At 67.3% G+C, this 13,033-nt stretch carries 13 protein-coding genes; 4 read left to right on the top strand and 9 right to left on the bottom strand.

From position 1 onward, the window contains the following. Positions 1-11: 11 nt before the first annotated feature. The 5 genes from QXZ94_RS31390 to QXZ94_RS31370 all read right to left on the bottom strand — a co-directional run bounded on the left by QXZ94_RS31390 (position 12) and on the right by QXZ94_RS31370 (position 3,204). Entirely contained in the window at positions 12-905 is an 894-nt protein-coding gene (locus QXZ94_RS31390) for a YgcG family protein (protein WP_315724960.1), read from the bottom strand. 15 nt (positions 906-920) lie between these two features. Beyond that, positions 921-1,532, bottom strand: coding sequence for a LemA family protein (locus QXZ94_RS31385; protein WP_315724958.1), 612 nt, complete (start codon positions 1,530-1,532; stop codon positions 921-923). Between the two features lie 112 nt (positions 1,533-1,644). Then, positions 1,645-2,472, bottom strand: coding sequence for a sterol desaturase family protein (locus tag QXZ94_RS31380; RefSeq protein WP_315724956.1), 828 nt, complete (start codon positions 2,470-2,472; stop codon positions 1,645-1,647). A gap of 57 nt (positions 2,473-2,529) precedes the next feature. Further along, positions 2,530-2,856 (bottom strand): hypothetical protein, encoded by a 327-nt coding sequence (locus QXZ94_RS31375; RefSeq protein WP_315724954.1) that lies wholly within the window; start codon positions 2,854-2,856, stop codon positions 2,530-2,532. A gap of 84 nt (positions 2,857-2,940) precedes the next feature. Further along, complete coding sequence (locus QXZ94_RS31370; RefSeq protein ID WP_172114800.1) at positions 2,941-3,204, bottom strand: hypothetical protein; 264 nt, start codon at positions 3,202-3,204, stop codon at positions 2,941-2,943. Between the two features lie 210 nt (positions 3,205-3,414). On the opposite strand from QXZ94_RS31370, the gene QXZ94_RS31365 reads away from it, so the two are divergent. Further along, a complete protein-coding gene (locus QXZ94_RS31365) occupies positions 3,415-4,122 on the top strand; it encodes a response regulator (protein ID WP_172114770.1) in 708 nt (235 codons plus the stop codon). 3 nt (positions 4,123-4,125) lie between these two features. Continuing rightward, a complete protein-coding gene (locus tag QXZ94_RS31360; RefSeq protein ID WP_315724951.1) occupies positions 4,126-5,478 on the top strand; it encodes a sensor histidine kinase in 1,353 nt (450 codons plus the stop codon). Positions 5,479-5,490: 12 nt separating this feature from the next. Here QXZ94_RS31360 and QXZ94_RS31355 read toward each other — a convergent pair whose 3' ends face one another. Genes QXZ94_RS31355 through QXZ94_RS31345 form a run of 3 tightly spaced genes read right to left on the bottom strand, consistent with a single transcriptional unit; the run spans position 5,491 to position 8,207 of the window. Then, on the bottom strand, positions 5,491-6,504 hold the full coding sequence (locus QXZ94_RS31355; RefSeq protein WP_315726643.1) for an ABC transporter substrate-binding protein: 1,014 nt from the start codon (positions 6,502-6,504) through the stop codon (positions 5,491-5,493). A 38-nt stretch (positions 6,505-6,542) separates the two neighbouring features. Beyond that, the gene (locus QXZ94_RS31350) at positions 6,543-7,409 is read right to left on the bottom strand and encodes an ABC transporter permease (protein ID WP_315724949.1); all 867 of its coding nucleotides are present in this window, start codon (positions 7,407-7,409) and stop codon (positions 6,543-6,545) included. An 18-nt stretch (positions 7,410-7,427) separates the two neighbouring features. Continuing rightward, positions 7,428-8,207 carry an ABC transporter ATP-binding protein gene (locus tag QXZ94_RS31345; RefSeq protein ID WP_315724947.1) on the bottom strand — a complete coding sequence of 260 codons (780 nt, stop codon included), beginning with the start codon at positions 8,205-8,207 and terminating at the stop codon, positions 7,428-7,430. Between the two features lie 117 nt (positions 8,208-8,324). On the opposite strand from QXZ94_RS31345, the gene QXZ94_RS31340 reads away from it, so the two are divergent. Beyond that, positions 8,325-8,990 carry a response regulator transcription factor gene (locus QXZ94_RS31340; RefSeq protein WP_315724944.1) on the top strand — a complete coding sequence of 222 codons (666 nt, stop codon included), beginning with the start codon at positions 8,325-8,327 and terminating at the stop codon, positions 8,988-8,990. Further along, positions 8,965-10,341: a sensor histidine kinase gene (locus QXZ94_RS31335; protein ID WP_315724942.1), complete on the top strand. Its 1,377-nt coding sequence runs from the start codon at positions 8,965-8,967 to the stop codon at positions 10,339-10,341. Before QXZ94_RS31340 ends, QXZ94_RS31335 begins: the two co-directional genes overlap by 26 nt. A 257-nt stretch (positions 10,342-10,598) precedes the next feature. Here QXZ94_RS31335 and QXZ94_RS31330 read toward each other — a convergent pair whose 3' ends face one another. Continuing rightward, a complete protein-coding gene (locus QXZ94_RS31330) occupies positions 10,599-12,929 on the bottom strand; it encodes a xanthine dehydrogenase family protein molybdopterin-binding subunit (protein ID WP_315724940.1) in 2,331 nt (776 codons plus the stop codon). Positions 12,930-13,033: the final 104 nt, after the last annotated feature.

The raw sequence follows: 13,033 nt of genomic DNA, 5'->3' as shown, positions 1-13,033 counted from the left end.
GTGGTTCCGCCTCACCAGCTGCCCGAGGCGCCGCCGCCGCCGAAGCTGCCGCCGCCCCCTGAGAAGCCACCGCTGCTCGAACTGCCGCTGCTCCAGCCTCCCGACGACGAGCCGCTCGACCAGCCGCCGCGGCGGCCGCTGCCCGGCCCCGCCATCGAGGCGAAACTGTCGGCAATGAAGGCGATGACGAAGCCGGCGATCGCCGACAACGCTGCCAATCCCGCCGATCCCACCATCACCCAGGCGATCGCGCCCATGGCGCCGCCGGTGGCCAGCGATCCCAGGAGGCGGCCAAGCAGCGTGCGCAGGATGCCGCCGATCACCAGCGCGCCGAACAGCGCCACCGGCGCGAACGACGTGATGGAGTCCATGTCGATATCGCCATGCGAGGCCTGCGGCTGCGGCACCGGCAGGGTCTCGCCATTGATCACGCCGATGATGCGGTCGATGCCGGCGTCGATGCCGCCGGCGAAATCGCCGGAGCGGAATTTCGGCGTGATGACCTCGTCGATGATCCGGCGCGCGGTGACGTCGGTGAGGCTGCCTTCGAGCCCGTAGCCGACCTCGATGCGCAGCTTGCGGTCGTTCTTGGCAATCACCAGCAGCGCGCCGTCGTCGACCTTCCTGCGGCCGATCTTCCAGGCCTCGGCGACGCGGATCGAGAACTGCTCGATCGTCTCGGGCTGCGTGGTCGGCACGATCAGCACCGCGACCTGGCTGCCCTTGCGGGTCTCCAGGTCCTTGAGCTTCTGGGTGAGACCCGCGACGTCCGACGCGGACAGCGTGCCGGTCTGGTCGACGACGCGGCCCGTCAGCTGCGGGACTGCGACGTCGGCCCACACGATCGTCGCGAGGCAGACGAGCAGCGTCGCAAGCAGCGCCTTGACGGCCGAGCGCGCGCGCAAGATCGGACGCTCCGGCTATTTGGACGGCGCAGGCGACGGCGCGTTGAAGTCGACCTTCGGCGCGACCGAGATCTCGCGCTCGTTCTCGACGGTGAAGTTGGCCTTCTCCTTGTAGCCGAACGCCATGGCCGTGAGGTTGTTCGGGAAGGTGCGGATGCCGACGTTGTACTCCTGCACCGACTTGATGTAGCGGTTGCGCGCCACCGTGATGCGGTTCTCGGTGCCTTCGAGCTGGGACATCAGGTCGCGGAACAGCGCATCCGATTTCAGCTGCGGATAGTTCTCGGTGACGACCAGAAGGCGCGACAGCGCGCCCGTCAGCTCGCTCTGCGCGGCCTGGAACTTCTGCAGCGCGGCGGCATCGTTGACGACGTCGGGCGTGGCCTGGACGCTGCCGACCTTGGCGCGCGCATTGGTGACGCCGAGCAGAACATCCTTCTCCTGCTGCGCAAACCCCTTCACGCTGTTGACGAGGTTGGGCACCAGATCGGCGCGGCGCTGATACTGGTTGACGACCTCGGACCAGGCCGCCTTGACCTGCTCGTCATTGGTCTGGATCGCGTTGTAGCCGCAATTGGTCAGGCTCAGCGTCATGAGCGCCGCCAGCACGGTCAGCAATCTCCGCATCGCAATCTCCCCCATCATCGGCCGCCGCGCGGGAACATTGTCCGGGCCCGGCATTGCCTGCGCAGGATCAGATAGTCGACATCGCGGCAAAATGAAAGGTGGACGGCCTCACTTACGGCGGCCCGAACAACAGCCGCAGCTTGCGCCGGACACCGGGCGCCCGCCAGGCATCGCCTGCGAGCGCGATCCATTCGCCGAACACGATGCGGAACGGATTGTTGGTGGGCAAGCGGCCGCGGAGGCCGAACTGCAGCGGTTCGTCGCGAGGCGCTTCGGCGAAGGTCCCGAACATCAGGTCGAACACGATCAGCACGGAGCTGTAGTTGCGGTCGAGGCAGCTGTCGTTGACGGCGTGATGCGTGCGATGATGGCGCGGCGTGTTCAGCACCCATTCCAGTGGACCGAGATGGACGGGGGCGCCGGTGTGCAGGAAGAACTGGTAGAGCAGGCCCAGTCCGAGCAGAAGCATGATCGCCAGCGGCTGAAAGCCGATCCAGGCGAGCGGCAGGAAGAACAGGAAGGCGCCGGTCAGTTGCCCGGTCCAGCCGAGCCGGATGCCCGCCGAGAGATTGAAACGCGTCGCCGAATGATGCACCGCATGCGTGGCCCATAGCCAGCGGATCCGGTGCGAGGCGCGGTGGAACCAGTAGTAGCAGAACTCGACCGCGATGAAGAGCACGGTCCAGCTCCAGACGAAATCGAGCGGGATCTCGAACAGCCGGTGCTGATAGGCGAAGACCAACGGAAACACCGCCACACCGCTGGTCAATGCCTTGGCGATGACGTTGCCGACCGCCACGCCGAACGATGCCAGCGTCTCCGCCGGATCGTAGACGTCCTCACGGCCGGCCAGCAGTCCGTAGATTAACTCGAGGCCGATGAAGACGATGGCGAGGAGCAATGGCCAGCCGGCGGCATGGTCGTCGAGAACGGCGCGCATGGTCGGCGTACTCCTGCACGATGATACTGGTTCTGTGGAAATCCCGATGGTCGGCGCTTACAGCCGGGTACGCGACTGCGGCGCAGGTCGCAGCGCGGCGCCGGCAGCCGTCAGAGCGTCGCTCGCGGCTTGCATCGCGGCGGCGCAGGTGTCGCTGAGCTGATCAGATTGGGCAGCGAGACAGCGCACGATGCGGCCCCCTCCCGGCTGGACGGTGGCACACAGCCGCCTCTGGTCGGCATGGCAGGCTGCGATGGCGGCCCGGACGTCAGGCCGCTGCATTGCCGGGCCGACGTCAATACCGCCGGCGCGCGCCAGGGAGGCTGCAAAGGCGAGCGTGGTCGCGAGCGCGCTCGCCAGCGACAGGCGATGGATCTTGCGCATGAGGTCTCCATGGGGTGCTCGAGATCTGCGGACGATCTGCGCCCGCCCGGCCCCGCGGGAGGTGCGGAGCCGGGGTCGGTCGCGTCAGCGCGTGACGGTGCTGCTGCGGCTGACGGTGCCGCCATACGGACCCGTCGTCGTTCCCGTGTGGGTACAGCTGCCGCCGGCGCAGGTCGTCTGACCGCTGTTGGTGACGACGCCGCCGCGCGGACCGGTGAAACTGCGGCTATGGCTGCAGCTGCCGCCGCCACAGCCGCCCGAGCCGGAGGACGACCAGGTGCCGCCGCGCGGGCCGACGCCGCCGCCGCTGCGGGTCCAGGCCTGGGCGCTGGACGCCCCCAGCGCCATCACCATCGCGGCGATCGCCGCGGCCGCAATCGGGGTCCGAACTGAACTCATCTGTCTCTCCTGTTACTTCGACACCGCCTCATGGCGTGAGGAGAGCCTCGCCGATCAACTTTGCCGGCGGATTGCAGGAAAGAGCGGCCATGTAACGTTTTGTAACGGTCCCTGAGGCAGGGTTGCCCGATCACGCGAGGTGTTCTTAAAACGACCGGCATGGACCAGCGCCCCCATCTCCTGATCATCGAGGACGACATCGAGATCCGCAGCCTGCTACGCGACCATCTGGCGCGCGAAGGCTTCCGGGTCGATGTCGGCGACGGCGGCGCGGCGCTCGACCGCTTCCGCAACACCTTCGGCGATCCCGACCTCGTCGTGCTCGACATCATGCTGCCCGGAGAGGATGGCCTGTCGATCTGCAGGCGGCTGCGCGCGGCCTCACGCGTGCCGATCCTGATGCTGACGGCCAAAGGCGACGAGATCGACCGCATCGTCGGGCTCGAGATGGGCGCCGACGACTATCTGCCGAAGCCGTTCAGCCCGCGCGAGCTGGTGGCGCGCATCCGCGCCATCCTGCGCCGCGCCGAGCCGGCGCCGCTGGAGACTCGCCGCTTCCTCGTCAATGCCAAGCTCACGGTCGATCTGGACAAGCGCGAGATCGCGCATGCGGAGGACGGACCGCTGCCGCTCACCAGCGCCGAATTCGAGCTGCTCGGCTGCTTCCTGGTCAGGCCCAACCGCGTGCTGTCGCGCGATCAATTGATGGACTGGACCCGCGGCCGGCAGGCCGATCCGCTCGACCGCACCATCGACGTGCAGGTCAGCCGGCTGCGCAAGAAGATTGAGCGTGACGGCGAGGACGAGCTGATCAAGACCGTGCGCAGCGCCGGCTACATCTTCACCGGTTCGGTCAAGGAGCTGTAAGCCGTGCTCGGGCGCCTCGGCTTCGCCGGACGGCTGATGGCGATCGTGCTGTTCGCGCTGATCGCGCTGTGGGCGGTCGGTCTCGGCTGGCTGTTCCTCAGCGAGTCCCGCGAGGAGATCTTCAGGCGGTTGTTTCCGCTGCCAGAGCAGGTCAGCGCCATCGTTCAGCTGATCGAAAACGCAGAATCCGCGGAGCGCCCGCTCATCCTCAAGGCTGCCAGCAGCGAGCGGCTGCGCGTCACGCTGACCCAGGAGCGCCCCGAGGCGTCAGCCGAGACGATGCGCCGGCCGCTCGCCGAGCAGTTCCTGAAATTGTATCTGCAAGCGCTGCGGCCCCGCGACGTCATTGTGCTGCGGTCCCGTGCCGGGCTGCCGCGCTGGCGCGACTGGCACCTCGGCGACTATTGGCGCAACGCCAGCCGCTCGGTGCGCTTTGCGGTGTCGCTGCGCGACCGCGACTATGTCGTGTTCGAAGCCAGTGGCGCCGCCGGCCCGCGCCTGTTCGGGCTGCCGCCCGGCTTCGGCGTCGGCCTGCTCGGCGCGCTGATCGGCATGGCCGCGGTGATCGCGATCGCGCGCGAGGCGCGGCCGCTGCGCCAGCTCAGCCGCTCGCTCGGCCAGTTCAGCAGCGATGCGACCGCGGTGCATGTGAAGCCGGCGGGCGCACCGGAGATCCGCAACCTGATATCGGCGGTGAACGACATGCAAACGCGCATCTCCGAGCTGGTGCGCGGCCGCACGCTGCTGCTTGGGGCGGTGTCACACGACCTCAAGACCTACATCACCCGGCTGCGCCTGCGCGTCGAGCGTCTGCCTGAGCAGGAACAGCGCGACAAGGCGGCCGGCGATCTCGATGAGATGACCCGCCTTCTCGAGGACGCACTGGCGGTCTCGCGCGGCGGCTTTGCCGCCATCCAGCGCCAGCCGCTCGATCTCACGGCGATGCTCATGGAGATCGTGGACGACCGGCGGCAGAGCGGCGCGCAGATCAGCGCCGAGCTCGGCCGCGCGCCGCTGACCGTCCTCGGCGAGCCGACAGCGCTGCGGCGCCTGTTCATCAATCTGATCGAGAATGCGCTGCGCTTCGCCACGCGCTGCACGGTGCGGGTGCTGCCGGACAAGTCCGCCGTGATCGCGATCGACGACGACGGTCCGGGCATTCCGCCCGATGCGCGCAACGCGGTGTTCGAGCCGTTCTTCCGGCTGGAGAATTCCCGCAGCCGCAGCACCGGCGGCAGCGGGCTCGGCCTCGCCATCGTCAAGCAGATCGCCGACGCCCACGGCGCCAGCCTCGATCTGTCGACCTCACCGGAAGGCGGCCTGCGGGTGCGCGTCGCGTTTCCGCAGGCCTCCTAGACACGCGCGGCGTCAGCTGCCTTTCCTGTCGCGCAGCTGGGTGACGAACATGTCCTGCCAGTTGGCCGGCTTGACCTTGATCGAGCCGACGCCATGCATGAACTCGGCGATCTTCAACACCCCCTCCGGCGTCGCGGAGAACCAGGTGTCCTTGTCCTGCAGCATCTCGAGCACGTCCTCCTTGGTGGTCTTCACCTTGGCAGTGCGGGCGTAGATCTCGGCGGCGGCGGCCTTGTCGTTGGCGATCAGGGTGCAGGCCTCGTCGAGCGCGTCGAGGAAGGCCTGCACGACCTTCGGATTGGCATCGACGAAGCGCTTCGGCGCGAACACGACGTCCATCGTCAGCCGTCCGAGGACGTCGGCGGAATTGGCGACGCGGCGGATCTTGGAATCCTTCAGCTCGATATAGGAGAACGGCGGCGAGGTGAAATGCGCCGTGATCTCGGTCTTGCCCGAGGTCAGCGCCGCCACCGCTTCGGGGTGCGGCAAGCCGACGGTCATCGGATCGAGCTTGGCATAGTTCTCCTTGCCGAACTCGTGGGCCGCCATCATCTGCAGCATGACTGCCGACAGCGAGGTCTTGATGCCTGGCAGCGCGATCTTGTCGCTCGGCTTGAAATCCTTCAGCGACTTGATCTCGGGATTGTTGCTGTTCATCCACAGCGAGGTCGAGCTCAGCCCGCTGACGCCGACCACCTCGACCGCCGGGATGCCCTTGGCCTTGGCCCACAGCGTGATGAAGCCGGGCGCGCCGGTGCCGGCGATGTCGAGCGAGCCGGCCATCATCGCGTCGTTGATGATGTTGCCGCCGTCGAGCAATTGCCAGCTCACCTTGAACGGACCGAGGCCGGCCTTCTCGGCCTGCTTCTCCATCAGCTTCTGATCCTCCATCACGATCAGCGGCAGATAGAGGATGCCGTAGCCCTTGGAGAGCCTGATCTCCTTGACCTCGGCCTGCGCTGATGTGGCGCCGAGCAGCGTGGCGAGGCCGAATGCTGCGGCGGTGAGTGATTTGCTCCAGGACATGGTCGTCTCCCTCTCCTTGTTGTTTTGCTTATAGCTCATCAGTGCTGCATGCCCCAGCGCCGCACCGTCTTGCGCTCGATGGTGGCGAACACGACGTTCTCGACGACGAGGCCGATGAAGATCACGGTGAACAGGCCGGCGAAGACGTTCGCCGTCTCCAGCTGGTTGCGGTTCTCGAAGATGAACCAGCCGAGCCCACCCGAGCCCGAGGAGACGCCGAACACCAGCTCGGCGGCGATTAGGGTGCGCCAGGCGAAGGCCCAGCCGACCTTCAGGCCGGTCAGGATCGCCGGGAAGGCGGCGGGGATCAGGATGAAGCGCACCAGCTTCAGCCCACGCAGGCCGTAGTTCAGGCCGACCATGCGCAGGGTGTTGGACACCGAGCGGAAGCCGGAATGGGTGTTGAGCGCGATCGCCCACAGCACCGAATGCACCAGCACGAAGATGATGCTGCCCTTGCCGAGTCCGAACCAGATCAGCGCCAGCGGCAGCAGCGCGATCGCCGGCAGCGGATTGAACATCGAGGTCAGCGCCTCCAGGAGATCGGCGCCGATCCGCGAGCCGATCGCGATCGTGGTCAGCACGGCGGCGAGCGCGATGCCGACGCCGTAGCCGATCAGCAGCGTCTCCAACGAGACCAGCGTGCGCGCGGGGATCACGCCATTGGCGATGTTCTCGAAGAAGGCGGCGAGCGTGTCGGTGAAGGTCGGAAACAGCAGCGGGTTGGCCAACCACAATCCATAGGCCTGCCACAGCGCGGCCAGCGCCACCAGGATGATGGCCTTGCGGACCGCACCGAAGCGATAGATGCGTTCCAGCCAGGACAGGCTTGCCTCGACCTTGACGTCGCCAAGGGGAGTTTCTGCATTGACGATTTCGGGGCGCAGCGCCAGCGTCTCGCTCATGATCTCTCTCTCCCGTCCTCAGTGATGGCCGAACAGCATGTCGTTGATGCGCCCTTCGAGCGCGACCTGCTCGGCCGAGCCCATCGTGCCCGGCGGCACGCTGTTGAGCTCGGCGCGGACGCGGCCCGGATGCGGCGACAGCAGCAGGATGCGCGAGCCGATCTTGATCGCCTCCTCGATCGAATGCGTCACGAACAGCACGGTGAAACGCGTGTCCTGCCACAATTGCAGCAGCTCGTCCTGCATCTTGCGCCGGGTCAGCGCGTCGAGCGCCGCGAACGGCTCGTCCATCAACAGCACGTCCGGCTCCATCGCCATGCCCCGGGCGATCGCGACGCGCTGCTTCATGCCGCCCGACAACATATGCGGATAGGAGTCGATGAATTTGGTCAGGCCGACCTTGTCGATATAGGATTTCGCCCGCTCCTGCGCCTCATCAGCGCTCAGCCGGCCGCTCGCGGTCAGCGCGAACACGACGTTCTCGCGCACCGTCTTCCACGGCAGCAGCTGATCGAATTCCTGGAACACCATCATCCGGTCCGGACCGGGCTCGGTGACCTCATGGCCCTTGAGGCGGATGCGGCCCTCGGTCGGCTTCAGATAGCCGCCGATCGCCTTCAGCAGGGTGGACTTTCCGCAGCCGGACGGCCCGAGCAGCACGAAGCGGTCGGAATCGAACACCTTGAAATCGACGCGGTAGGTCGCCGTGACCAGCGTATCCGGCGTCTTGTATTGCAGGGTCACGCCCTCGACCGAGAGCAGCGGCTCGAACTGTGATGGTGTCTGATGGACGGTCATGCGTCCTCCCCTCTATGTTGCAGCGCGAAATTTCGCCCGGTGCACTTCGGCGCCCTTATTCGAAGTGATAGAGGAGGAGGCTGACGCGAACCTGACTCCGGGACCGAGACGACGACCTTGCGCATCCTGCTGGTGGAAGACACGCCCGAGATCGGCGCCGCCGTGACCAGCCGGTTCGAGCGGATCGGCTACGCCGTCGACTGGGAGAAGGACGGCCGGACCGCGAGCGAGCTGATCGAGGTGCAGAGCTATGATCTCATCGTGCTCGACGTGATGCTGCCGAACATGGACGGCTTCGCCGTGCTCAAGCACCTGCGCAAGCGCGGCCTGCGCACGCCGGTGCTGGTGCTGACCGCGCGTTCGGCGGTCGACGACCGCATCGGCGCGCTCGACCTCGGCGCCGACGACTATCTGATCAAGCCGTTCGATTATCGCGAGCTGGAGGCGCGCGCCCGCGCGCTGCTGCGTCGCGCCGCCGGGCAGTCCGACAATCTGCTGACCTTGGGGCCGCTGGTGATCGACCGCGCCGGCCGCACGGCGAGCGTCGCCGGCCAGCCGCTCGACCTGACCCGACGCGAGCTGACCGTGCTGGAGATCCTGGCCGCGCGCCAGGGCCGCTATGTCGCCAAGGAGGAGCTCGTGGAGCAGCTGTTCAGCTTCGACCAGGACCCGAGCCCGAACGCCGTGGAGCAGTTCATCGCGCGTCTCAGGCGCAAGCTCGCGGCAACGACCGTCGAGATCAAGACCGAGCGCGGCCTTGGCTATCAGCTCCACGCTTCGTGACCTCAGAACGTCGCTGCGCGCGCGGCTGCTGATCGCGATCGGCGCGATCCTGGCGGTCGGCGCCGTCGTGCTCAGCCTCGCCGCCTGGCAATATGCGGCGACGGCCGCGCGCGATGCCTATGACAAGCTGCTCGCCGGCGGCGCCGTGCAAATCGCCGAAAACATCTACATGCAGGGCGGCGTGGTGACGCTGGATCCGCCGGCGGCGGCGTTCGCGACCTTGTCGGCCTATGACCACGTCTTCTACCGCGTCACCGATCCGCGCGGCGTCGTCGTCGCCGGCTATGACGATCTCACGATCCAGGCACCCAAGAGCGCGCTGCGCGAAGGCGTGGTGTTGCGCGACGGCGTCTACCGCGACCAGCGGGTGCGCATTGCCGCTGTGGCGCGCCGGCTCGACGGCGCGCCGGGCGAGGGCTGGAGCGAGATCGTGCTGGCGCAGACCCTGCGCGCCCGTGATGCGCTGACCTGGGATCTCGCCTCCAAGGCGATCGGCCTGATCGCCGCGATGAGCCTGCTGGCGCTGGTTGCGACCGCGCTATGTCTCCGTCTCGTCTTCGCACCGCTGACGCGCATCGAGGCCGAGATCGTCAAGCGCCGGCCGGACGATCTCAGCCCGATCGCGATCACGCCGCCGCGCGAGGTCCGTGCGCTGGTCGGCGCCATCGACGGCTTCATGCAGCGCCTCGCCGAACGCATCGCGCTGATGCAGCGCTTCATCGCCGACGCCACGCATCAGTTGCGGACGCCGCTGGCGGCGATCGATGCCGAGGTCGAGCTGCTGACCGATCAGACGAGCGATCCCAAGGCGCTCGACCGGCTACGCGGCCGCATCTCCGACCTCGCCCGCCTCACCAGCCAGTTGCTGGATCATGCCATGATCCAGCACCGCGCCCAGGCTCCGCGGTTTGCTGCGACCGACATCAACGCGTTGGCCAAGTCCGTGCTGTCGCAGAGCGTGCCGCTGTCGCTGGATCGCGAAGTCTCCGTGAGCTTCGTGGAATCGGACGACGATGTCGTCGTCGCAGCCGACGCCATCAGCCTGCGCGAGGCACTCGCCAATCTGATCCACAATGCGCTGGCGCATGGCGCGCGGACGCGGCTGATGGTGAAGGTGGAGCGCGCGCCGGCACACGTCACGATCATCGTCTGGGACGACGGCCCCGGCATCGCGGCGGACACACAGCAACGGATGCTGTCGCCGTTCCAGAAGAGCGACGGCTCCCACGGCTCCGGCCTCGGCCTCGCGATTGCCAACGAGGTTGCAGCAGCGCACGGCGGCAGGCTGGGCTTCAGCGGCGAGGCACGCGATTTCAGTGTGGTGCTCGAATTGCCGGTGGACCGCAAATAGCCGCGCCGACGGCGGTGCGCCCCCTCTCCCCGTTCTTCACGGGGAGAGGGCTGGGGTGAGGGGCAGCCGCACGGGAAGCGTCAATTCGGGCCCAACTAACTCTCCTGGATCAAGGTGAAGTTGAACAGACAGGAATGGAGTTTAACTACTCGCACCGCCCGTGTGGCTGCCCCTCACCCCAGCCCTCTCCCCGTAAGAACGGGGAGAGGGAGCGGACCGTCGCTCTGGCGAGAGCGTCGCGCCCTATTTGTCGGGTCTTACGCCGCCTTCTTCGCCTTCGCATCGCGGATCGCGGCCCACACCTTTTCCGGCGTCAGCGGGGTCTGCAGGTTGGTGATGCCGAGCTCGAACAGCGCGTCCATGACGCCGTTGGTGACGCAGGGCGGGCCGCCGATCGCGCCGGATTCGCCGCAGCCCTTGGCGCCGAGCGGGTTGGTCTTGCACGGCGCGGAATCGTCGAGCGTGACCACGATCGGCGGCACGTCGTCGGCGCGCGGGATGCAGTAGTCCTGATAGGTCGCGGTCAACAGCTGGCCGTCGGCGTCGTAGGCGACGTTCTCGTACAACGCCTGGCCGATGCCCTGGGCGACGCCGCCGTGGATCTGGCCCGCCACCAGCATCGGATTCACCGCGACGCCGACGTCGTCGACCGTGGTGTAGCGCACGACGCGGCTGATGCCGGTGTCCGGATCGATCTCGACCTCGCAGATATGCGTGCCGTTCGGCCAGCTCGGTCCGTCGACCTCGCCTTCGCTGTCGACCGACAGCTTGGCGCCCTGCTCCTTCCCGGCGATGTCGAACAGGCTGATGCGGCGGTCGGTGCCGACGACGGTGAGGACACCGTCGCGATACTCGATGTCCTCGACGGCCGTCTCCAAGAGGTTCGACGCCTTCTCGCGCGCCTTGGTGATCAGGTCGTTCGACGACACCGCGACCGCCGTGCCGCCGACGAACAGCGAGCGCGAGCCGACGCTGCCGAAGCCAGTGGCCAGGTCCGTATCGCCCTGCACAACGTCGATCTTGTCGAGCGGGATACCCAGCGTGTCGGAGATCATCTGCGTGTAGGTGGTCTGCAGGCCCTGCCCCATCGCCATGGTGCCGGAATGCAGGATGACGCGGCCCTCGGACGTCGCGTGCAGCGACACCTTCTCGGTGTGGGCGCGGCCGCCGGTCCATTCGATGTAGCTGGTCAGGCCGCGGCCATAGAGCATGCCGCGCTTCCTCGCCTCGCGCTTGCGCGCGTTGAAGCCGTCCCAGTCGGCGAGCTTGGCGGCGCGCTCCAGCATGTGGGCGAAGGCGCCGGAATCATACACCTGGCCGACGGCGTTGGTGTAGGGCAGCTGCGCCGGCTTGATGTAGTTCGCTTTCCGGATGGTCCGCGGATCGATGCCGATCTGGCGCGCGGCGGTGTCGAACAGCCGCTCGACGATGAACACCGCCTCGGGACGGCCGGCGCCGCGATAGGCACCGACCGGCGCCGTATGCGTCATGACGGTCTTCACCTCGAAATGCACCAGCGGCAGGTCGTAGACCCCGGTCTGCACGAACGGTCCGAGCACCAGCGGGATGATGTTGGCTGCGCCCGACGAATAGGCCCCGGTGGCACCGATCGAGCGCACGCGATAGGCCAGCACCTTGCCCTTGGCATCGAGCGCGAACTCCGCGGTCGAGGTGAGGTCGCGGCCATGGGTGCCGCCGACGAACTCATCGGTGCGCTCGGCGCGCCAGCGGATCTTCTTGGACAGCTTGGTCGCGGCATAGGCGACGATGCCGTCCTCGGGATAGAGGTTGGTCTTCTGGCCGAAACCGCCGCCGATGTCGCCGACCAGCACGCGGATGCTCTCCTTCGGCCGCTTCAGCACGGCGTCGGCGAGAACGTCGCGGGTCGAGGCCGGGGTCTGCGACTGCACGTACAACAACAGCCGGCCGGTCTTCTTCTCGATCTCGGCAATGGTCGAGCGCGGCTCCATCGCGGAGGGCACCAGACGCTGGCTGGTGATGTCGAGCGACACTTTGTGCGGGGCGCTGGCGAAGGCCTGCTCGACCTTGGCGGCATCGCCATAGCTCATGGCGGCGACGATGTTGTCGGGTGCCTCGGCCCAGACCGCGGGCGCGCCCGGCTCAATCGCCTTCACGGGATCGGTCACCGCCGGCAGCACCTCGTAGTCGACCACGATCGCCTCAGCCGCCTCCTGCGCGATCACGCGCGACGTGGCGACCACGGCCGCGACGGCCTCGCCGGTGTAGCGCACGATCTCATGCGCGAGCAGGCGGCGCGGCGGCACCGTCATCGGCTTGCCGTCGGGACGCTTGAAGATCGCGAGCGTGGGGATGCTGCCGATGTCGTCGGCGACGAGATCCGCGCCGGTGTAGATCGCCTCGACGCCCGGAATGTCGCGGGCGGCAGCGCTGTCGATCGAGAGGATCTTGGCATGGGCATGCGGCGAGCGCAGCACGTACAGCCAGAGCGCGCCGTCTTCCGGCTTGTCGTCGATGAACTGTCCCTTCCCGGTCAGCAGCCGCTGATCCTCCAGACGTTTCACGGGCTGCCCCGCACCGAAGCGCATGTTGTTGGGAAGAATGTTCATTCGAGAATCCTTGGCCAGTTCAATGTAATTGCATGGGGTTTTAGCGGATTTGCCGGACGACACAACCACCGCCGTCATTCCGGGGCGCGCGTAGCGCGAGCCCG

Origin of the sequence: Bradyrhizobium sp. SZCCHNS2022, from assembly GCF_032377575.1 — a bacterium.
In the GTDB taxonomy this organism is placed as follows: Bacteria; Pseudomonadota; Alphaproteobacteria; order Rhizobiales; family Xanthobacteraceae; genus Bradyrhizobium; species Bradyrhizobium aeschynomenes.
Note: the sequence above shows the minus strand (reverse complement) of the source record. Positions and strands in the feature narration are given on the sequence as shown.